The 20,155-nt window shown below is 66.3% G+C and carries 23 protein-coding genes; 10 read left to right on the top strand and 13 right to left on the bottom strand.

The genetic code is table 11. The features are described from left to right. Positions 1-32 precede the first annotated feature (32 nt). The gene (locus tag AL3_RS17575; RefSeq protein ID WP_066303546.1) at positions 33-746 is read right to left on the bottom strand and encodes a LysE family translocator; all 714 of its coding nucleotides are present in this window, start codon (positions 744-746) and stop codon (positions 33-35) included. An 80-nt stretch (positions 747-826) separates the two neighbouring features. Between AL3_RS17575 and AL3_RS17580 the strand changes: the two genes are divergently transcribed. Then, complete coding sequence (locus tag AL3_RS17580; protein ID WP_083521882.1) at positions 827-1,276, top strand: Lrp/AsnC family transcriptional regulator; 450 nt, start codon at positions 827-829, stop codon at positions 1,274-1,276. Positions 1,277-1,308: 32 nt separating this feature from the next. Further along, the gene (locus AL3_RS17585) at positions 1,309-1,983 is read left to right on the top strand and encodes an alpha/beta hydrolase family protein (RefSeq protein WP_066303549.1); all 675 of its coding nucleotides are present in this window, start codon (positions 1,309-1,311) and stop codon (positions 1,981-1,983) included. Between the two features lie 660 nt (positions 1,984-2,643). Here the strand turns inward: AL3_RS17585 and AL3_RS17590 are convergent. Next, the gene (locus AL3_RS17590) at positions 2,644-3,627 is read right to left on the bottom strand and encodes a LysR substrate-binding domain-containing protein (RefSeq protein WP_083521883.1); all 984 of its coding nucleotides are present in this window, start codon (positions 3,625-3,627) and stop codon (positions 2,644-2,646) included. A 72-nt stretch (positions 3,628-3,699) separates the two neighbouring features. Between AL3_RS17590 and AL3_RS17595 the strand changes: the two genes are divergently transcribed. Both AL3_RS17595 and AL3_RS17600 read left to right on the top strand, forming a co-directional pair. Then, positions 3,700-4,770 (top strand): YeiH family protein, encoded by a 1,071-nt coding sequence (locus AL3_RS17595; RefSeq protein ID WP_066303552.1) that lies wholly within the window; start codon positions 3,700-3,702, stop codon positions 4,768-4,770. Positions 4,771-4,941: 171 nt separating this feature from the next. Next, positions 4,942-5,637, top strand: a complete 696-nt coding sequence (locus tag AL3_RS17600) for an HAD family hydrolase (protein WP_151723866.1) — start codon at positions 4,942-4,944, stop codon at positions 5,635-5,637. 30 nt (positions 5,638-5,667) lie between these two features. Here AL3_RS17600 and AL3_RS17605 read toward each other — a convergent pair whose 3' ends face one another. The 4 genes from AL3_RS17605 to AL3_RS17620 are packed head-to-tail and all read right to left on the bottom strand — an operon-like array spanning position 5,668 to position 9,446. Beyond that, the gene (locus tag AL3_RS17605) at positions 5,668-6,936 is read right to left on the bottom strand and encodes an NAD(P)/FAD-dependent oxidoreductase (RefSeq protein ID WP_066303553.1); all 1,269 of its coding nucleotides are present in this window, start codon (positions 6,934-6,936) and stop codon (positions 5,668-5,670) included. A gap of 3 nt (positions 6,937-6,939) precedes the next feature. Then, positions 6,940-7,254: a 2Fe-2S iron-sulfur cluster-binding protein gene (locus tag AL3_RS17610; RefSeq protein ID WP_066303555.1), complete on the bottom strand. Its 315-nt coding sequence runs from the start codon at positions 7,252-7,254 to the stop codon at positions 6,940-6,942. A gap of 16 nt (positions 7,255-7,270) precedes the next feature. Continuing rightward, positions 7,271-8,485: a cytochrome P450 gene (locus AL3_RS17615; protein WP_066303557.1), complete on the bottom strand. Its 1,215-nt coding sequence runs from the start codon at positions 8,483-8,485 to the stop codon at positions 7,271-7,273. Between the two features lie 10 nt (positions 8,486-8,495). Continuing rightward, positions 8,496-9,446 carry an ABC transporter substrate-binding protein gene (locus tag AL3_RS17620; protein WP_066303559.1) on the bottom strand — a complete coding sequence of 317 codons (951 nt, stop codon included), beginning with the start codon at positions 9,444-9,446 and terminating at the stop codon, positions 8,496-8,498. A gap of 140 nt (positions 9,447-9,586) precedes the next feature. Between AL3_RS17620 and AL3_RS17625 the strand changes: the two genes are divergently transcribed. Both AL3_RS17625 and AL3_RS17630 read left to right on the top strand, forming a co-directional pair. Continuing rightward, positions 9,587-10,453, top strand: a complete 867-nt coding sequence (locus tag AL3_RS17625) for an IclR family transcriptional regulator (RefSeq protein WP_083521884.1) — start codon at positions 9,587-9,589, stop codon at positions 10,451-10,453. Positions 10,454-10,507: 54 nt separating this feature from the next. Further along, complete coding sequence (locus tag AL3_RS17630; RefSeq protein ID WP_066303561.1) at positions 10,508-11,104, top strand: DUF1349 domain-containing protein; 597 nt, start codon at positions 10,508-10,510, stop codon at positions 11,102-11,104. A 20-nt stretch (positions 11,105-11,124) separates the two neighbouring features. On the opposite strand, the gene AL3_RS17635 is transcribed toward AL3_RS17630, so the two are convergent. Then, positions 11,125-11,481 carry a nuclear transport factor 2 family protein gene (locus tag AL3_RS17635; protein WP_066303563.1) on the bottom strand — a complete coding sequence of 119 codons (357 nt, stop codon included), beginning with the start codon at positions 11,479-11,481 and terminating at the stop codon, positions 11,125-11,127. Positions 11,482-11,579: 98 nt separating this feature from the next. Here AL3_RS17635 and AL3_RS17640 point away from each other — a divergent pair, with 98 nt between their 5' ends. Beyond that, complete coding sequence (locus tag AL3_RS17640) at positions 11,580-12,599, top strand: LLM class flavin-dependent oxidoreductase (protein ID WP_066303565.1); 1,020 nt, start codon at positions 11,580-11,582, stop codon at positions 12,597-12,599. A 126-nt stretch (positions 12,600-12,725) separates the two neighbouring features. On the opposite strand, the gene AL3_RS17645 is transcribed toward AL3_RS17640, so the two are convergent. The 4 genes from AL3_RS17645 to AL3_RS17660 form a co-directional block, all read right to left on the bottom strand. Further along, positions 12,726-13,265: a DUF488 domain-containing protein gene (locus AL3_RS17645; protein ID WP_066303572.1), complete on the bottom strand. Its 540-nt coding sequence runs from the start codon at positions 13,263-13,265 to the stop codon at positions 12,726-12,728. A 5-nt stretch (positions 13,266-13,270) separates the two neighbouring features. Beyond that, positions 13,271-13,486, bottom strand: a complete 216-nt coding sequence (locus AL3_RS17650) for a hypervirulence associated TUDOR domain-containing protein (protein WP_066303574.1) — start codon at positions 13,484-13,486, stop codon at positions 13,271-13,273. 138 nt (positions 13,487-13,624) lie between these two features. After that, the gene (locus AL3_RS17655; RefSeq protein ID WP_066303576.1) at positions 13,625-13,924 is read right to left on the bottom strand and encodes a hypothetical protein; all 300 of its coding nucleotides are present in this window, start codon (positions 13,922-13,924) and stop codon (positions 13,625-13,627) included. A gap of 151 nt (positions 13,925-14,075) precedes the next feature. Further along, a complete protein-coding gene (locus AL3_RS17660) occupies positions 14,076-15,101 on the bottom strand; it encodes a GTP pyrophosphokinase (RefSeq protein ID WP_161599335.1) in 1,026 nt (341 codons plus the stop codon). Between the two features lie 280 nt (positions 15,102-15,381). On the opposite strand from AL3_RS17660, the gene AL3_RS17665 reads away from it, so the two are divergent. Next, complete coding sequence (locus AL3_RS17665) at positions 15,382-16,839, top strand: FAD-binding oxidoreductase (RefSeq protein ID WP_083521886.1); 1,458 nt, start codon at positions 15,382-15,384, stop codon at positions 16,837-16,839. Here the strand turns inward: AL3_RS17665 and AL3_RS17670 are convergent. Both AL3_RS17670 and AL3_RS17675 read right to left on the bottom strand, forming a co-directional pair. Continuing rightward, positions 16,827-17,054: a hexameric tyrosine-coordinated heme protein gene (locus AL3_RS17670; protein ID WP_066303580.1), complete on the bottom strand. Its 228-nt coding sequence runs from the start codon at positions 17,052-17,054 to the stop codon at positions 16,827-16,829. The two genes, AL3_RS17665 and AL3_RS17670, sit on opposite strands and share 13 nt — an antisense overlap. Before the next feature lie 107 nt (positions 17,055-17,161). Continuing rightward, positions 17,162-17,491: an antibiotic biosynthesis monooxygenase family protein gene (locus AL3_RS17675; RefSeq protein ID WP_066303587.1), complete on the bottom strand. Its 330-nt coding sequence runs from the start codon at positions 17,489-17,491 to the stop codon at positions 17,162-17,164. Between the two features lie 51 nt (positions 17,492-17,542). On the opposite strand from AL3_RS17675, the gene AL3_RS17680 reads away from it, so the two are divergent. Together AL3_RS17680 and AL3_RS17685 are read left to right on the top strand one after the other, a co-directional pair. Beyond that, the gene (locus tag AL3_RS17680; protein ID WP_066303589.1) at positions 17,543-18,163 is read left to right on the top strand and encodes a flavin reductase family protein; all 621 of its coding nucleotides are present in this window, start codon (positions 17,543-17,545) and stop codon (positions 18,161-18,163) included. A 211-nt stretch (positions 18,164-18,374) separates the two neighbouring features. Further along, positions 18,375-20,153: a BCCT family transporter gene (locus AL3_RS17685; protein WP_083521887.1), complete on the top strand. Its 1,779-nt coding sequence runs from the start codon at positions 18,375-18,377 to the stop codon at positions 20,151-20,153. The last annotated feature ends 2 nt before the right edge of the window (positions 20,154-20,155 follow it).

Below are 20,155 nucleotides of genomic sequence, written 5' to 3' on the forward strand. Positions count from 1 at the left end.
CAGCCGAGCCGCTCCGGGGCCCGGCCGGAGCCCTAGCCGAACAGGGAGGTGCCTTGTTCTGCCAGCAGCACCAGGGACAGGCAGACCATGATGATGCCGCTGGCCAGGGTGACGGCGCGGGCTCCGGCGGGCCGGGAACGCAGCAGCCGCCGGGCAGCCAGTGCCACGCCGGTGTAGAGCACCGCCGACACCGCGAAGTGGGACAGGCCAAGGACCAGGGTCTGCAGCGGGACCGCCAGGGAGGCGCCGGCATCGACAAACTGCGGAATCAGGGCCAGGTACAGCAGCAGGGCCTTGGGATTTGTGGCGCTGGTGCCGAGACCTTTCAGGAAGTCCTGCCGTGCCGTGGATCGGACCGGAACCAGGGTGGTGACGGCGGCCGCTGTGGAGGACCCGGACCCACCTGCCTCTAGGCCGCCCGCCGCCGCTGCCGCCGTCGTCGTTGTCTCCGCCGTGAACCCGGCCGAGCGCCAGGTCCGCATGGTGGAGATCCCAAGCCACAGCAGGTACGCCGCGCCGAGGAGCGTGATCCCGGCCAGCAGCTGCGGAGTGGCGGCAATCAGTGCGGCCAGCCCGGCGACGATCAGCGCCGTGTGAAACAGGTAACCGGCGGACAGCCCCGCAATCGCCGGGGCAATCCGGTTGCCGCGCAGGCCGGCGGAGATGCTGTACGCCCAATCAGCGCCGGGGGTCATGGCCAGGGTGATAGAGACGGCCGCGAAGCCCGCGAGCAGCTGAAAATCCATCCCTTAAGCCTACGGATCCGACGGCGATAAGTGCTTACCGGTTTATGCCTGCCAGAGGCATTCAGCAGTATGATTCTTGCGTGATTGACGATATTGATCGGGAAATTTTGCGCCTGCTGCAGATTGACGGGCGAATGACTGCCACCGCACTGGCCAGCGAGGTGGGCCTCACCGTGGCGCCGTGCCACCGCCGGATCAAGGAGCTGGAACGCAGCGGTGTGCTCACCGGGTACCGGGCCGTGGTGGATCCGGCCGCCGTCGGGCTCACCTTCCAGGCACTGGTGTTCGTTACCCTGCGTGACCGGCAGCAGATGCTGACCTTCGAGGACGAGGTGGGGCGGATCGAGCAGATCGTCAAAGCCGACCGGCTGTTCGGGGAACCTGATTTCCTGCTGAAGGTCATCGCCGCGGACCTGGCGGCCTACCAGCAGTTCTACGACGAGGTGCTGGTGGGGCTTCCCGGCGTCGAAAAGCTGACCAGCACCATCGTGATGAAGACGGTGAAGGAGGAGGGAGCCCTCCCCCTGTGACCGTGGCTGGCTCCGCGCGTAGATTGGAACCCATGTCAGTGCAGCAGGAGGAACTTGCCGTCAACGTCGGGGACGGGACGGTCACCGCCGCGTTCGCGCGGCCCGACGACGCGTGGGCGTCCATGGTGGTCGCCCACGGAGCCGGGGCGGGGATGGAGCATCCGTTCCTTACCGGGTTCACCGGCGCAATGAACGACGCCGGCGTAGCCACCTGGCGCTTCAACTTCCCCTACCGGGAAGCCGGAAAGAAGTTTCCCGACCGCGCCCCTGCGGCGGTTGCCACCTGGCGTGCGGTGATGTTCGCCGCGGAGGACAACGCCGGCGGGGTGCCGGTCTGGGCAGCGGGCAAGTCCTTCGGCGGGCGGATGGCGTCCATGGCTGCCGCCGAGGGAATGGCCGCGGCCGGACTGGTCTACCTGGGGTACCCGCTGCACCCACCGGGCAAGCCGGAGAACCTGCGGGATGAACATCTGTACGGACTGACCCTGCCGATGCTGTTCCTGCAGGGCACCCGGGATCCGTTCGCACTGCCCGGCGAGCTGGAGCCGATCGCTGAGCGGATCGGCCCGAATGCCGTGGTGGAGCGGATCGAGGGCGCCAATCACATGTTCGAGGTGCGCGGGCAGAAGCGTTCCCAGTCGGACATCGGGGCGTCGCTGGCGGGTCCGGTGCTGGAGTTTATGCGGGCACACGCGTCTGCTCGGTAGGCCGTCCGTCAGTACGCTGTGCCGATTTCCGCGCCGATGCCTACGAGTCCCGGCGCGTGGGGGCACGTCCGGTGCGCCGCGCAGAAGCGCACACCGTCACCGGCTCGTGGACGTGCTCCCGCAGATGCACCGCGCAGATTCCCACTCCTCGTGATGAAAGTGCACTCCTGGGACCACATCTGTCCCATCCGTAACGACTCCCTGGAATTCCGCAGGCTCAGTGTCGGCTCAGTGTCCATTCGGGCGAAAACCCTCCGTTCCGGAACAAATCGACCCTTTTGGGTTAAATCGGCGGCGGCGCACCGGAGGGAAATCCCAAAGCGGCCGAAAAGTCCCACACCGGAGGAAAGCAGTGCCACAAACCGTCCGAGGTTTCCCAAACCGGAGGGGAACAGGCGACAAACCGTCCGAGGTTTCCCAAACCGGAGGGGAACAGGCGACAGTCCTGGCTCGTGAGGGCACGGCCCCTCAGTCCCGGCGTGCGACGGCACGGCCCCTCAGCCCCGGCGTGCGAGGGCACGGCCTCTCAGTCCCGGCGCGCGAGGCCACGCCCCATCAGTCACGGCGCGCGAAGGCACTCCCTCAGTCACGGCCCCTCAGGCGGCGCACCACGCAGAAGCGCACGCCATCCCGGCAATGAACGGCACGCCATCCCAGCCCTCAACCATCAGCGGCCTTCTTGGCTTTTTGCTTTCGTGCGCGTCTGGCGCCTGACGCTTCCACAGCCTGGAGCCGTCTCCCGCCCAGGGCGATTTCCAGAAACCCGCGCAGTGCCTCGGAGGAACTGTTTGCCGGACTCCACACTGCCTTGAATTCCCGTTCCAGCGGCTGCCCGTGCACCGGAACCTCCACCAGCCGGTTGCTGCGAAGTGCACCCTCGACGGCGAGCGCGCTGAGGATCGCGGGGCCGAGGCCAGTGACCACGCCCTGGCAGATCGCCGCGTTGCTGTTGAGCTCCATCAACGGTTCAGCCCGCTGGGGACCGATGAGCTGGTCGAGGAAAGCGCGGGTGCCGGATCCCGCCTCCCGTTCGAGCAGGGCGGTGCCGGCCAGCTCGTCGAGGCCCAGCGGCCGGGCCCGCGAGGCCCAGGGATGCCCGCTGCCGCACACCACCGTCATGCGGTCCGTCCAGACTGTCACTGATTGCAGCTGGGCCGGGATTTCGGGAGTCTCCACAAATCCCAGGGCAACCTCTTCGGCGGCAACCGCATCCAGCACCTGGGCCGAATTCATCACCCGCAGCTTCGTCTCGACGGAGGGCATCCGGGCACGGAATTCACCGATCCATCCGGGCAGCAGGTGCTCGGCGATGGTCATGCTGGCGCCGACGGCAAGTTTCACCTGACCCTCATCCGCCAGCGCCGCAGCTCCCGCGGCAAGCCGTTCCACGCCGTCGAGCACGTCGCGGGCCCACTCTGCAGTCAGGGCGCCCTCCCGGGTCAGCGTCGACCCCCGCGTCGACCGGGTCACCAGGGGGTAGCCAAGCCGGCGTTCCAGGGTCTTGAGGGACCGGGTTGCGTTGGACTGGGCCATACCGGCGGCCCGGGCCGCAGCACTGAGACTCCCCTGTTCCCCGATTCCCACAAGCAGCCGCAGGGCCGGGAGCTGCAGCCAGTTTTCAACGGGCGGTCGCTGCGTAGGCATATCAGAATCATATGACTGCGCGGCCGAGAATGGGCCTACTGGCCGTCGGCTAAAGCTGAGACGTTTATAGACATGGACACTAAGCAACACCAAGCACCACCACCCGAGCGGGACGCCAGCCTGCAAAGCAGCACGTCAGCATCCAGCACCAAACGGCAGAGGCAGTGGATTTCCTATCTGCCCGGACTTTCCGTGACGCTGGCCGGAGCCGCCGCGGCCTGGCTGATCTCGCAGCTGATCCCCGGAATCAGCCCGCTCCTGATCGCCATCCTGGTGGGGGCGCTGTGGCGGAACCTCATCCGGGTTCCGCGCACGCTCTCGCCGGGCATCACCTTCTCCTCCAAAAAGCTGCTCCGCGCCGGCATCATCCTGCTCGGACTGCAGCTCTCGCTCTCCTCGATTCTGGGGCTCGGGCCCGGAGTCCTGCTGGTCGTCGCGGCCTCGGTCGGCATCACCTTCGGCGTGACGCTGTGGGTTGGCCGCCTGATGGGAATCAGCTTGACGCAGCGGCTGCTCATCGCGTCCGGTGTTTCCATCTGCGGTGCCGCCGCCGTCGCCGCAGCGGAAAACGCGACCGACGCCAAGGAGGAGGAAACCGCGACGGCGATTGGGCTGGTTGTCCTGTTCGGCACCCTGATGATCCCGGCAGTCCCCTTCCTGGGCAGCCTGCTGGGACTGGACGCGGAGTCGACCGGCATGTGGATCGGCGCTTCAACGCACGAAGTGGCCCAGGTGGTTGCCGCCGGCAGCGCCGTCGGCGGCGGGGCCCTGGCGGTGGCAGTGACGGTGAAACTTGCCCGCGTGCTCACCCTGGCTCCGATGATCGCCGGCATCTCGCTGTACATGCGGAAAACCGGTGCGGTCACGGGCGGTAAGCGGCCGCCTATTGTGCCGTTCTTCATCGTCGGTTTCCTGGCGGCGGTGCTGCTGCGGAGCTCCGGCTTCCTTCCGGACCCGGTCCTGGCTGCCGGGCAGGTCCTGCAGACGATCCTGCTGGCAGCTGCCATGTTCGCGCTGGGTCTTGGCCTGGATCTGAAGGGACTGATCCGGGTCGGCGGCCGGCCGGTCCTGCTGGGGCTGGGCGCCACCGTGCTGATCCTCGGCGTCGCACTGGCCGGGACCGTGCTTTTCCCACCGCTCTGAGCCGGCCCTCCATCTGGCCGCAGCGCCGCTGGATGACCGCCGGCTGAACGCCCGGTAACGCAGGAACGAACTCCGCTGGCAGGCGCGTCTTGAATTTTGACGGAAGAGTGACCCGCTGCCACGATCAAGGAGGACCGCAGATTTCCTGCGGCGGCTCGACCAGGAGGACCTTTGACACCCGCTCCCGCACTGCAGGCAGTTTTCTGGGACATGGACGGCACACTCGTGGACACCGAACCGTACTGGTTCGCTGCCGAGAAGGAGCTGATGGCCCGGTTCGGAGTCAGCTGGAGCGATGAGCAGGCGATGGAACTGGTGGGCAATGCCCTGCCGGACTCAGCCAGGAAGCTGCAGGAAGCCGGAGCAAACCTCGGCGTACGGGAAATCCTCGACACCATGCTTGCCAGCGTGGTCCGCAGCGTACGGCAGGAAATCCCCTGGCGGCCCGGAGCGCGGGAACTGCTTGCGGAACTCAACGCGGCGGGCGTGCCGAACGCCATGGTGACCATGAGCGAGAGCACCCTGGCCCAGGTCATTGCCGATCAGCTGCCGGCGGGAACTTTCCGGTTCCTGGTGACCGGCGAGATGGTGACCATGGGGAAACCGGATCCTGAGCCCTACCTGCTGGCGGCCAAGCTGATGGGCGAGGAACTGGGTACAGCCGTGGACCTGGACCGCGCAGTGGCTGTGGAGGATTCGCTGCCCGGCGTGGCATCAGCGAAGGCCTCCGGTGCCGTGACGGTTGCCGTGCCGAACGCCGTCGACGTGCCCGTACAGCCCGGGATCACCCGCTGGGAAACCCTTGCCGGCCGGACCGTGGCCGATCTTGAAGCCCTGGTGGCGGAGCGGGCTGCCCTGCGGGTTTAGTGCCGGCGGACCAGGGCGTCAGCCCGGTCGTCAGGCGGGAACCCGCGGCACCGCGGATTCCTTGAGCGTCCGGGCCAGGTCCGCGGCGTCGTCCGGTGCGATCTCCAGCCCGTGGGTTAAGGCGTTCCGCACCGCCATGAAGTCCCGCGGGGTGTTGATGCAGTCAGCGGCGAGGATCCGCCCCCCGCGGTAGTAGAGGACGGAGAATTTCCCGCTCTCCGGATCTCCCCGCAGGACGGTGCTGTCGTGTCCGGCCGAGAGCCCGGCGATCTGCAGTTTCAGGTCCCCCTGGTCCGACCAGAACCACGGCACCGTGCGGTACTCCGCTTCCATCCCCAGCAGGGACCGGGCAGCGGTTTTCGCCTGTTCGACGGCGTTCTGAACACTTTCCAGCCGCAGAGTCCCGTTGCCGTAGTCCGCAGGGGACGGATTCGGCATGTTCGCGCAGTCTCCGGCTGCCACTGTGACCCCGTCCGAGGCCACCGCGCGCGAATCCACCACAACACCGTTGCTGACCTGAAGGCCCAGGCGTTCGGCCAGTTCGGTGCGCGGCAGCACGCCGACCCCGATAACAACGACGTCGGCAGGGACGGTGGTGCCGCCGGCAAGTTCCACCCCGGTGACGTGGCCGTTTTTTCCCGTGATGCGGACGATGCCCGCGTCCAGGAGGATTGTGGTTCCACGGCTGCGGTGTGCCCGAAGGTAGAAATCACTGGTTGTTTCGGCCACGGCCCGCCCGACCAGGCGCGGAGCCGCTTCGATGACGGTGACCTGTTTGCCGGCCTCCCGGGCGGCGGTGGCCACTTCCAGGCCAATGAATCCCCCGCCGATCACCGCGACGCTGCGTGCCCCGCCGAGGAAGCGGTGCAGGGATGCTGCCTGGTCGGCGCCGCGCAGATAGCACACCCCCTGCAGCTCCGTCCCCGGGAGGTTGAGCTTCCGCGGAGCAGCCCCTGTGGTCAGTGCCAGCCGGGCGAAGCGGAACTCCCGCCCGCCCGCACCGGCGGCAGTGCCGCCGTCGTTGTCCCGGGAGATATCTGTAATCTGTTCCCCGGTGACCAGCTCAATCCCTTGCTGGACAAACCACTCCGGGGTGCGGAAGGTCAGTGAAGCGGCGGTCGCTTCTCCTTTGAGGAAGGCCTTGGACAGCGCCGGCCGCTGGTACGGCAGGTGGGTTTCTTCACCGACCAGCGTGATGGGGGCGGTATCGCCGAGCTCCCGCAGCGTGTTGGCCAGCTGCACTCCGGCCTGGCAGTTTCCGATGATCAGGGTGGCGCCCTTAGTGCCGGCCGTTCCCATCGGCTAGACCTGCGTTTCCGGGATACGGACCCTGATGTCCGCGGACACCGGGAGCTGGCAGGAGAGCCGGCTCCCGGCTTCACGTTCGGCGGCCGCGCAGTCGAGCATCTCGTCCTCCACGGCGAGCATCTCCGGCAGCGCCGCCCGGTCGCGCGGATCTACGTAGACGTGGCAGGTGGCGCACATGGCGCTGCCTCCGCATTCCGCCACAATCCCGGGAACGCCGGAGGAGACTGCCGTGCGCATCACGCTGGCCCCCGCTTCGGCGTCGACAATCATTTCGGTGCCGTCAGGCTGGACGTAGGTTACTTTGGGCATCTTCAGCTCCGGGAGTTCAGGCGGACGGGGTGAGGCGCAGCGGCAGGGCATCCAGCCCGCGCAGCGTGTTGTTGAGCTGCTGTACGGGCTCGCCGGCGATCTCGATTTTCTGCACGCGGCGGGCCAGTGCTGAGAGGATGCACTCCCCCTCGAGCCGGGCGAGCATCTGGCCCAGGCAGGCGTGGACACCGAACCCGAAGCCGACATGACCTCCGTTCTTGCGCGTGATGTCGAAGACGTCCGGGTTCTCCCACCGGCGGGGATCCCGGTTGGCAGCAGCAAGGAACATCAGGATTTTGGACCCTTCCGGAATCCTGATGCCGGACAGTTCCGTGTCGCGGGACGTCGTCCGGAAGAAGGTCTGAACCGGTGATTCATACCGGATCGTCTCTTCGAAAGCGGCGCGGGCCAGCGTCGGGTCCTGGTGCAGCAGCCGGTACTGGTCCGGGTGCCGGGCCAGGCACAGCAGAGCGTTGCCGATCCCGTGCACGGTGGTGTCTACTCCAGCAGACAGGAAGGAGCGCAGCAGCCGGGCAGAGTCCTCCGCTTCGTAGCCCGCTTCCGCGGCGGCGGCGTGGATCCGGTTGCCCAGTCCGTCGCCGCTGAGGGCCCCTGGCTGGCACTGTTCCATCACCCAGCCTGCGGCCTTCGAACCTTTCTCCATGGCCTTTTCGAAATGCCCGTTCCGGGGCCCGAAGGTATTAAAGACCATGGATCCATAGGGCAGGAGGTTCTCGCGCCCGTCCTTGGGCAGCCCGACAAAGTCCGGGAAAACCTCCAGCGGGTAGGCCTCGGCCAGGTCCTTGACGCCGTCGATAACTCCGCGCGCCGCCACCTGCTCCGCCAGGTGATCAGCCCGTTCCTGGAAGCCGGCTTTGAGCTCACGCAGGAATTTGGGGTTGAGGATGCTGGTCACAACGTGCCGCGCCCGGGTGTGCTCGGGGGGATCTGCCTCAAGCAGCAGGCTCGGGGCCCGCCAGGGTTTGTCCTTGCGGAAATCCGAGATTCCGACGCCGGCCGAGGAGATGAAGGTTTCATGGTCTGCGAACACCTGTGCGACCTCGTCGTGGCGGGCCACCGCCCAGACCTGATAACGGTCCAGCCAGGCCACCGGTCCGGCTTCGCGCAGCTGGGCATGGGCGTCGTACGGGTCCGAAAGAAAGTCATCAGCGAACGGATCCAGGTCAAGGACCGGGATTTCCTGGCGGCTGGATTCTGTGGTGGCAGTCATGGTTCTCCTCTTAGTCCGCGAGCAGCGGGCGGACGTCCAGTGCGGCGTCGATAATCTTGTATTTGTGCATCAGGTCTGCCGTTTTCTGCAGCTGATCACCGTCGAGCTGGCCCTGGAACCGGGGCATTTCGATTTGCTCCACGACTTCCGCGGAAACCTTGGTGAAAGTGGGAACCAGCTCGGCCAGCCGTGCCCGGTTGTCCTGCAGCTCCTCCGCTGAGGCTGCGATGGCCTTGCGGAACCCTTCCACCGCCTCCGGATTTTCCTGCAGGAATTTCTCCGTAGTGATCCAGCCGGCCACCGGCATTCCTTCGACCGGGCCGGTGAACAGGTTGGAAATCTTGACGAACCCGGCTGCTTCCGCGCTGGCCTGGAACGGCTCGACCTGCCAGATGGCGTCCACGGCCCCGCGCTCCAGCGCGGCCTGCATATCCGGGTAGGGCATTTCGATGAGGTCCACGGCCGCTGTATCCAGCCCGGCATCCTCGAGCAGTGAGTAAATGGCGACGGTGCCGATGTTCTGGAGATTGTTCACCGCGAAGGTCTTGCCCGCCAGGTCTTCGACCGTGGTGATGCCGGAGTCCTTGGCAACGTAGATCCCGTGGTCCGCTGCCCCGACGTCGTTCCCGGAAATGAAGCGCACCGGAAGGCCCTGCTGGACGGCCAGCAGCGCCGAGGTGTAGTTGGCGTAGGTCAGGTCGACGTTGCCGGAGATCAAAGCGGGGATGGCGGCGGCCCCGCCCTGGGTCTGGACCAGTTCCACTTCCAGCCCTTCCGCGGCGAACAGGCCGTTCTCCTCGGCATTGACCGCGGTCGCAGTATGCACCAGGGGGAAGTAGCCGATCTGCACGGCTTCCTCCGCCGCGGCTTCCCCGGGCGACCCGCATGCGGCCAGCCCCAGTGCGGCGGCAGAAAGTGCCGCGATGGTGAAATAACGCCGGACGGTTCCGCGTCGAATCATGGTTTTCCTTCCAAAGGGCGCCTCATTGCGCCGGATACAAAGCTCTGCCGGGAGGCGGATTCTTGGATCACCAATCCCGTCACCCGAGTATGAGTTGTGTCACAATTCAGGCTCCAGCTAGTTTCCGTTGAAAGGAAAACATGGCGAATGCGTCGGCAGGGAGATCTGCGCTCAGCCGCATAATGCAGATCCTGGGCACCTTTGACGTGGACTCCGCATTCCTGACCGTGTCCCAGCTGTCGCAGCGAAGCGGGCTGTCGCTGGCGACGACGCACCGGGTGGTCACCGAGCTCGAACAGTTTGGCCTGCTGGAACGGGAACGTGACAAGACCTACCGGATCGGTGTGCGGTTGTGGGAAATCGCCTGCCGGACCCCCGGCGCCCTGGGTATCCGGGAAATCGCCATGCCCTATCTGCAGGAAATCCATTTCGCCGTGCGGCAGCACGCTCAGCTGGGCATCCTGCAGGGCCATGAAGTGCTGTTCCTGGAGCGGCTGTCCACCAGGAACGCCGTGGTTAATGTGACGCTCATCGGCGGCCGCCTGCCCCTGCATGCCTCCTCCAGCGGGCTGGTGTTGCTGGCGCATGCCCCGGGCAGTTTCCAGGCTGAAGTACTGGCGTCCGGGCTGGTGAAATACACGGAGGACACGGTCCAAAGCCCGGCGCACCTCCGGCGGCTGCTGGCCCAAATCCGCGAACAGGGCCACGCCGTGGGCAACGGCTTCATCCATCCTGATGCGCGCGGAATCGCCGTCCCGGTCTACGGATTGAAGGAAACGGTTGTTGCCGCCATCAGCGTGGTGGTCCCCAATGACACTGCACCGGCGCTGCCGACGGTGCGGCTGCTCAAGGATGCTGCCCGCCAGGTGTCGACGGCGCTGCAGGCCGCCTATCTGCCGCTGGGCGATCCCGGTTCCCCGGTGGGCGGTAAATACCGCACGCTGGTGCACTCCTCCAGGCATTCCATGGAGTTCCTGGGGCAGCACCGGAAGGACCATCCGCAGTAGGGCACAGTGTGGGTCATTACCAGGTACGGCTACGTCGAGATGATAGGCAGGACTATGCAGGAATTCTTGAACCAGGCCACCTGGACACATCCGCCTGTCAGAAGCGAACTCGACGGCGGCAATCTCCTTGTTGAAGCAGCCCAGGGCAGTGACTACTGGGAAAAGACGTACTACGGTTTCCAGCGGGATTCAGGCCACGCGCTTCTTGTGCCTATCACTGGGGACGGCGCCCTGGAGGTTACGTTCAAATCCTCCTTTGACGGGCCGTACGACCAAGCTGGGCTCATGATCCGCACCGATGAGTCGCATTGGATAAAGGCCGGCGTCGAATTCACCGATGAGGAACCTCACGTGGGCGCTGTGGTGACACGTGAATATTCCGACTGGTCCCAAAGCGCCGTGCCGGAATGGGCTCACAGCGACGTCACCATCCGTGCCAGCTGGACCGGGAACTCGGTCGTCCTCCGGGCACGCAGAGAGAAGGAACCCTGGCGGACCATCCGGGTAGCGCACCTGGAAATCACCGGCTCCACCAAAGCCGGCCTCTATCTGGCGGCACCGGAGCGGGCAGGACTCACCGTTTCCTTTTCGCGGGTCTCTTTCGGTCTCGTCGACGATGACCTTCATGCCCAGCCCGCAGCGCTCCACTAGAGAGTTCAACGCCCCGGTTCTCAGTACGGCGTGTGCTGGTGCAGGGCGAGCTTCCACTCGCCGTCTTCCTTGACGTAGACGCTGCTGAGCAGCGCGGTGTACGGAGTGCCGTCGCGGTCGGCCCGCACCTTGTAGGTGAGGAATCCGACGTCGGGCCCCAGATACGTTTCCAGCGGTTCGATGATCTCGAAACTGGTCCACGGAGGGCCGTCCATTGAGGCGATGATCTGGTTGCGGTCGGTGATGCGCAGGCCGTTGGTCAGCATGATCACGGGCTCCCGCGCGAGCACCCGCGAGTAGAACGCGGTGGCCTCCTCCGGCCCGATGGAGAGCGCGTGCCAGCCCTCCGTTTCCAGCACCACAAGTTCGTTTGCCATGGTCCGGGAGTCTAGACCCGGCGCTGTGCCGGCAACAGGGGTTCCGGTATCCGGAGCCGGGCCGGAATATCCGCCCCGCTCCAGGCGCTGTAGCAGATATGAAGAAAATTGGCTTCCTTTCCTTCGGCCATTACCGCGATGTTCCGGGTTCGCTGACGCCGACAGCCCGGGACGCACTCCTGCAGACGATTGACCTGGCGGTCGCCGCCGAGGAACTCGGAGCCGACGGCGCCTTCGTCCGGGTGCACCACTTCGCGCCGCAGCAGGCCTCTCCGTTCCCGCTGCTCGCAGCGATGGCAGCACGCACCAGCCGGATCGAGCTGGGCACCGGAGTGATCGATATGCGGTACGAAAATCCGCTCTACATGGCAGAGGAAGCAGCCGGTGCGGACCTGATCAGCGGCGGCCGGCTGCAGCTCGGCATCAGCCGGGGATCCCCCGAGCCGGCCCTGCGCGGCGCCGAGTCCTTTGGCTACCTCCCGCCGGAAGGAGAGTCCGACGCCGATCTGGCCCGCCGCCACACCGCCGTCTTCCGGGCCGCAATCGCCGGGCACGGCATCGCCCCGGCTAACCCGGAGATGACCGGCACCCGCGGTCTCCTCGCGATTGAACCGCAGTCCCCCGGCCTCAGCCAGCGGATCTGGTGGGGCTCCGGAACGCGGGCGACGGCGAAATGGACCGGTGAGCAGGGCATGAACCTGATGAGCTCCACCCTGCTGACCGAGGACACCGGCGTTCCGTTTGATGAGCTGCAGGCCGAGCAGATCCAGGTCTACCGCCAGGCCTGGGCCGACGCCGGCCATCCCGGCACGCCGCGGGTTTCAGTGAGCCGCAGCATCATTCCACTGGTTTCCGAGGCCGACCGCCGCTACTTCGGGCTGCGCGCGCAGGCCGAGGGCCGCGACCAGGTGGGCCGGCTCGACGGCGGCCTGGCCCGGTTCGGGCGCAGCTACGTCGGCGAGCCGGACGTGATCGCGAAGGAACTGGCAGCCGACGCCGCGGTCCGGGAAGCCGACACCGTCCTCGTGACCGTGCCCAACCAGCTTGGAGTGGACTACAACGCCGCACTGCTGGAGAACATCGTGAAGCTGGTGGCCCCCGACGCCGGCTGGCGGTAGCCGCCGCGGCGCGGGCAGCCGGTTGGCTCGATTGCCTTGAGCCCCGGCGCTCATGGCGCCGGTGCCGGTGCCCACGGCACCGGCACCGAGAAGCTTCCGCAGAATTTCCCCTTGAGCGCCCCGGAGTCAGTGAACCTGAACCGCCGGATAGGTGACCTCATGGTCACTGCCGACAACCGCGCCCTGGCTCAGCTCCGCCTCTTTCACCTGGTGCTTGCCGAGTATGTGAAGGACCTCCCCGCCGCGGGCGAGAAGGTGGTCCGCAATGATCCGGCGGTGGCACCGCCACCAGACAGCCTCGGAGCACATCAGCGCTGTCCGGGATGCTGCGCTCCGGATCTCCTCGAGCGCCTCAGAGAACTCCGCTGAGAGCGCGTGGTCAGCATAGTTGTGGAAGCTCCGGTTCTCCCACCAGGCGTTCACCTCGAACGGCACGTCCTTGCTGACCGGACGGCGGCCCGTGAGACCTTCCAGCCGGATCAGTTTGATGCCGATCTCCGCCAGGGATGCTTCGAGAGCGTCGTTGTTGAACTGCGGGTATTTGTTGGAGCCCGGCAGCTTCCGGACGTCCGCCACCTGCTCGACGTCGCTGTCCTGAAGGAGCTCCAGAAACTCGTCCAAGGGCCGGTTGGAGTGGCCGATGGTGAAGATCGGTGGTGTCCCCACTGCGTTCACTCCTTCAGGAGGCGGAGTGCGCTGCCTTTGTGAGCGGCAACATGGTCTGTCTTGTCGCTCCGGATCTCGTACTGCGGCTCCTCCGGGGACGCCCGGTGGGTGTGGCCTTTGTAGTCAAAGTCAGCCGTGTGCACCTTTACGATCCGGCCCGAGACCCGGCCAGCCTCCGAGTTCCACGAAACGTGGTCCCCCACGGAGAAGCGTTCAGACATTACTGCTCTCTTGGTAGTCCTGATTGAAAGCTCCCGGCTGAGTGTACAGATCTGGCGACCAAAACCGCGGCCAAGTCACCAGAGCTGCACACTCACCAGGACAGCGGCCCCGGAGAGGCTGCTTCCGCGCCCGGTTCGCTACTTCCGCCGCCCGAAAGCCAGCGAGGCAACAGCAGTTGCCGCAGTGACGGTGTAGACCGCGGGCCAGGCACCCAGCTTCTTGGCCAGCGGATGGGAGAGACCGAAAGCGGCGACGTAGGTGGTGGTCAGGGCGACGGCGGTTCCGGTGCCGGCGTCGCGCTTCCACAGAGCAAACGCTGCCGCACCCGCAGCGGCCAGGACAGCGCCGCCGAGCTGGCGGTTGCCGGTGTCACGGGCGGTCTTGTAGCCGCCGATCAGGCCGGCGGAAGTGATGAGCGGGGTCAGCAGGGATGCCACGGTTTCTCCTTCAGATTGGACTGCTTCCAGCCTAACCCCGGCGCTGGACCGGCTCTGGATGCCCGACGGCGCTCGCCCCGCCGCCCGCGTCTCCCCAGCCGCCGCGCCAGTCGCCATCCGGCCGGGTCCGGGTCCGGGTCCGGAGGCGGGCCTACCCGCCCAGCCGCCCCAGCCGGTACTCCAGCTTCGCGCGGCGCGTGCCGTCCTCGTCCATCAGCTGCGTACGTTCCACGTAGTCCAGCCCGAACCGGTGCAGCAGGACGTCGTCCGCGGCGCGGACGTGGCCGGGACGGAAGCGGTACTCGATCCGCCGGGACACAATGGCCCAGTCAGCGGTCTTGAACAGGGCGTAGGCCTGCGGCACGGAAACCACCCCGTTGGCGCGGAGCACATCCACGAGCCATTCGTACTGGTCCGCACGGCTGCGCGGATTCTGCGGCAGTTCATGTTCCAGGATGCCGCGGACCGCATCGGCCGTGAGCATCACCGAGGGTGCGGCGACGGCGTGCACGGCCTCCCTCTCGTCCCGGGCCTTCTGCGCCGTGACCAGTTCGTTGATGGTGTCGAACTCGCGGTCGGCAAGCTCGATCAGGCCCGAGGCCAGGGTGAAGGCCCGGTTGACCTCCGGGGGAACCTCCCCGCCGCCCTTGTAACGGATATCGTGCTCAAATTCGGCCCACGCGTGCTGCAGGATGGTGCGCAGCTGCACCTCGAAACGCTGGCCGCAGAAGGCTTCGCAGCCGGGCGGTGGATTCCGGTCTGGGACGGCAAGCACCAGGTGCTGGCCGGAGTAGCCGAATTCTCCGCGGGAACGCTGCTCACCGGCCTTGTCCACGTGGCCCAGCTGATCGAAGGCCCCGCTGAGGGCGCCGATGGCGCTGCTGATATCCGAATCCAGGAAGAGGATGATGCGCAGGCCGATGACGTCGTCGATATCCCGCATACCGCTGGGATACTTCGGCGAGCCGTCGGGCAGCACCCGGGACAGCTTCTCGCTGAGCGAGCCCGCGCCCTTCACCCGGTGCTGAATGTGGTGGTAATTCAGCCCGTCATCCCCCAGCCGGGCGACGACGGCCGCGTGAATCGCTTCCTCGGCAGCCTCAAACTGCGGGCGGTCGGCCCGGAAGGCCTGGGCCCAGAGATTCACCTGGTCGCTGTGAACCGACGGTAATTCCACGTTCGCTCCTTGCCGGCACCGGCGCCGTCGGCAGCGGCGGGATCCGTTAGCGCGACGACGTCGAACCCTTCCCCAGTCTTCGGCCGGGGCAGGCCAAAAACAATCGGAACCCGGAATAAAGGTCAGTAACCCGCGTGGTTGCCGCCGGGCCGGAGGGACTTCTCCGCAGGGCGTTGAATCTGCTCCGGGAGAGGCAAAGACTGGTTTCAGTTGCCCGTTTCCCAGTCCCCCGTTCCTCCCGGCCCGGGCGGAACAGCAGGTGCTTCCAAGGCGGTGGATCATGTCCGAAAACCCAACCCTCTCCGATTCCGCTTCGTCTGCGGTGCCCTGGCCTCAGCCGGAGGCAAGCCTGTATCCGGCGCTGGTGGCTGCTGTTTCCGGAACGGTGACCCTGCCCGGGGACGAAGCGTATGAGGCTTCCCGCCGCGTCTGGAACGGCATGATCGATGTGCTGCCCGCCGCGGTAGTGCGGGCGGCCAGCCCGGACGACGTCGCCCCGGTGCTCGCCTTCGCGCAGGCCACCGGCCTGCCGCTGGCGGTCCGCGGCGGCGGCCACAACGTGGCCGGCAACGGCACGGTCGACGGCGGAATAGTGCTCGACGTCGGCGGGCTGCGCACGGTGGAAGTCGATCCGATTGCCCGGACGGTCACGGTAGGCGGCGGCGCCACCCTGGCGGACGTTGACACCGCCACCGTGCCGTTCGGCATGGCCGTCCCGCTCGGCGTTGTGTCAAAGACGGGGGTGGCCGGCCTGACCCTAGGCGGCGGCGTCGGCTGGATGACCCGTTCCCACGGGCTCAGCGTGGACAACCTGCTCGGAGCGGACGTGGTGCTGGCGGACGGCACAATGGTGCATGCGTCTGCGGAGGAGGAACCCGAGCTGTTCTGGGGCCTGCGCGGGGGCGGCGGAAACTTCGGCGTCGTGACGTCCTTTACCTTCCAGGCCTGGCCCGTGCCGGACACCGTGTACAGCGGAAACCTGGTTTACAACGCCGACCGCTTCCCGGACGCGCTGCGGGCCTTCGACGCCTGGACCGGGGACCTGCCAGATGAGCTCACCAGCATCGCCTCCTTCCTGGTGCCGCCCCCGGACTGGGACATGGGCGACGATCCCATCCTGGCGGTGGGCTTCGCCTGGGCGGGCGAAGACCATCAAGCCGCGGACGACGCCGTCCGCCGCCTGCGCAAGCTCGCTCCCCCGGATGCCGAAATGGTGGATCCGGTGCTGTGGACCGATTGGCAGTCCTCGGTGGACCCCCTGTTTCCAGACGGGTCACGCGCCTACTGGAAGAACACGTCCTTCGACGCACTGGATGCAGACGTCATCGAGGTCCTTACCCGGCGGGGGCGGGAACAGGCGTGGCGGGGCACCGGCTTCGACATCCACCACATGGGCGGCGCCTTCGCCCGGGTACCGGAGGACGCGACGTCGTTCCCGGTCCGCGGCGCCGGCTACTGGCTGAACGTCTACGGGTTCTGGAACGATCAGGCGGACGACGAGCATCACACAGCGTTCGTGCGCGGACTCGCCGCCGACATGGAGCCGCACGCCAGCGGTGGACAGTACGTGAACTTCATGGGCGCTGAAGATCCTGTGCAGGCGGCTCCGAGCGTCTACTCCGGGGAGAAACTGGCCCGGCTGGCGGCCCTGAAGCAGGCCGTGGACCCCGGGAACCTGTTCCGGCGGAACCACAACATCGCGCCGGCAGGCACTTCGGGGCCGGCTCAGCGCCAGTAGTGGTTAGCTGCGGCGATGGTCGCGAATTCGAGCGCCACCACCTGCGAGGACGCGATCAGCTCGTCGGGATCCGTGGCGTAAACCTGCCGTCCGGTCTTGAGCACTTCATCGTCCGGCTGGATCGCGTAGATGCTGTGCAGGGCCATATCCATGGCCAGCCTGCGGCCGGCTTCCGGTGATTCCGTGATGAGGGAGTTGCCCGGGATCAGTTCCATGATGCACCTGATTTCAAAGTCGGTCGTCCGCCGTGTGCCCCCTGTTCCACCATCCCAGCCCCGGCCGGCTTTGGGAACCGGCCGGGTCCGGCATCCCGCGGCGCGGCCTAGGCTTCGGGGGTGCTTCCGCCGGCGGTCCGGTAACTCCACAGCTCAGCGCTGACGCCAACCGGCTTCTGGCGCGCCTCATCCGCACCTTCGCCCTGGCCGTGGCCATGTCCGAAGTTCTTGGAGGCAACCCAGTCCTGGAAGGACTTCTCATCCCGCCACCGGGTAATAACCAGCCAGGTGCTGCGCTCGTCGGTCGGCTGGAGCAGCTCGAAGCCTTCGAACCCCTCCTGGTTGTCGACGGCACCGGCGCGGGCAGCGAAGCGGTGTGCCAGCTCGTCTCCGGAGTCGGCAGGGACAGTGATTGCGTTGATCTTGATGATGCTCATAGCCCATTATGCTCACACGGCCATAACCCTGCTCACAGCTAAGCTCGGGGAATGAGAACGGATTTCGAACCGGCTGCCATGGGTGGGCGTGCCTTCTACCGCCTGCTGACTTCCGTGGTGGTGCCGCGGCCCATCGCCTGGGTTTCCACCGTCTCCGCCGATGGTGTGGACAATCTGGCCCCGCATTCCTTCTTCACCGTGGCCTCGGTGAACCCGCCGATGGTGTCCTTCACCTCGGTGGGTGAAAAGGACTCGCTGCGTAACATCCGCCAGACCGAGGAGTTCGTCATCAGCCTGGCGCCGGAGGAACTCTTCGAAGCGGTGAACGCCACCGGCACCGGCTTCTCCGCCGGAGTGAGCGAGTTCGACGCGGCCGGCATCGCCCGGGAACCGAGTGCCGCGGTCCGCCCGCCCCGCGTAGCCGGTTCCCCCGTGGCGCTGGAATGCCGGCTGCATGAGATCCACCCGGTGGGCGACTGTTTTGTGGTCTACGGCGAGATCATCCATGCGGCTGTCCGCAACGAGGTGCTCGACGCCGATGCGCACCCGCGGATCGAGAAGCTCCGCCCGCTCTCCCGGCTGGGCCTGAATGAATGGGGAACCATCGGCGAGGTCCGGACGATCACCCGGATACCCGCCGACCAGTGGCCCGGGCACTACCAGAAGGGCTGAATCCCGGGCGGGAACGGGCTCCTCTAAGACACTCCTGCCGGGATGGCAACCGGTGCCCGGCATCTCAATCGGGCATCAATCCTGGTTAGTTTTCGCTGCGGCTGATCTTTGCACCGGGTTGATCAGTAGACTTACATGCTGCAGAACACCCGCAACGAAGCATTCATCGGAGCAGTCTGAGCGCTTCACAGCGCAGGAGGAGAAATTGGGAATGTCCGCCACACCAGGCGCCAGTACCAGCGAAGACCCGGAGAACGACCCACCGGAAACGGCGGACAACGCCGAGGTGGACCGGGAGCCTCCCGCACCCCCGACGCGGCCCGTCAAGCGCGTCGACAGATGGGTATTCTGGCCTGCGGCCGCCATTATTGTGGCTTTCGCGTTCTTTGCGATTGTGTTTCCCGCCACGGCGACGGAGATGTTCACTTCCATCCAAACCAACGTCATCCGGTGGTTCGGCTGGTACTACGTCGCGGCCGTCGCCGTTTTCGTCGCTTTCGCCCTGTGGATCGGACTGAGCCGCTACGGCGACATCAAACTCGGTAAGGACGACGACGAACCCGAGTTCTCCGTCATGTCCTGGTTTGCGCTGCTGTTTGCCGCAGGAATGGGCATCGGGCTGGTCTTCTTCGGTGTGGCTGAGCCCCTGAGCCATTACGCGTCCCCGCCGCCAGGCGTTGCGGGCACCCCAATCCAGCTCGCCCAGCGCGCCTTGACGCAGACCTACCTCCACTGGGGGCTGCATGCCTGGGCTATCTACGTTGTTGTGGGCGTCTCCATCGCCTACGCCGTACACCGCAAAGGCCGGCCCATTTCCATCCGCTGGACCTTGGAACCACTGCTGGGTACCCGGCGTGTGGCCGGCGGCTGGGGCAACGTGGTGGACATCGTCGCACTGGTGGGAACGCTTTTTGGTGTTGCTACTTCCCTGGGCCTGGGCGTCCTGCAGATCTCGGCCGGGCTCGAAGAGGCCAACATCCTGCAGGCCACCAAGATGACGCAGATAGGCCTCATCCTCTGCATCATCACCCTCACCATTGTCTCCCTGGTCTCCGGTGTGGGGAAAGGTATGAAGTGGCTCTCCAACGCCAACCTGATCCTCGCCGGTGCGCTCCTGCTGTTCGTGCTGTTCACCGGCCCCACCCTGTTCCTGCTGCGGGAGTTCGTGCAGTCCATCGGCAACTACCTGCAGAACGTCGTCGGACTGACGTTCAATACCCTGGCCTTCTCCGGTGCCGAAGGTGAGGCCTGGCAGGCAGCCTGGACCACCTTCTACTGGGGCTGGTGGATCTCCTGGGCACCGTTCGTCGGCATCTTCATCGCCCGCATTTCCAAGGGCCGCACCGTCCGCCAGTTCGTCGCCGGTGTCCTTCTGGTCCCCAGCATCGTCGGTTTCCTCTGGTTCACCGTCCTGGGCGGGACCGCCATCTACCGGGAACTCTTCGGCGGCGGCGGCCTCATTGCCCCGGATGGAACGGTGGACACCGAAGGGGCGCTCTTCGGCATGCTGGACGGCCTGCCAGGCGGGACCGCCCTCACCATCGGCGCCATCCTCCTGATCGGCATCTTCTTCATCACCTCCGCCGACTCCGGCGCCCTGGTGATGGGGATGCTCTCCACCGGCGGCGAGGTGGAACCGAAGAACTGGATCCGCATCTTCTGGGCACTCTCCGCGGCTGCGGTAGCCATCGCGCTGCTGCTGGCCAACGGCTTGGAAGCCATCCAGACCGCAGCGATCCTCACCGCCGTGCCATTCAGCGTGGTCATCCTGATGATGTGTGCCGCAACGGCAAAGGCCTTCCACCAGGAACATGCCGCGCTCATGCGGGCGCAGCGCAAACTGGCCCGTGATGAGCTGATGGCGCACGTCACGGATCATGTCCAGGAGCATTACGAAGAGCACGTAGCCGAACACGTCGATGCTGCCGTCAAGAGACAGTTCAGGCGCCGGGTCCTGCCCGTTCGGAAGGACCGCGGCAACGGTTCCTAGAA

Origin of the sequence: Arthrobacter luteolus NBRC 107841 (assembly GCF_001552075.1) — a bacterium.
In the GTDB taxonomy this organism is placed as follows: Bacteria; Actinomycetota; Actinomycetes; order Actinomycetales; family Micrococcaceae; genus Arthrobacter_B; species Arthrobacter_B luteolus.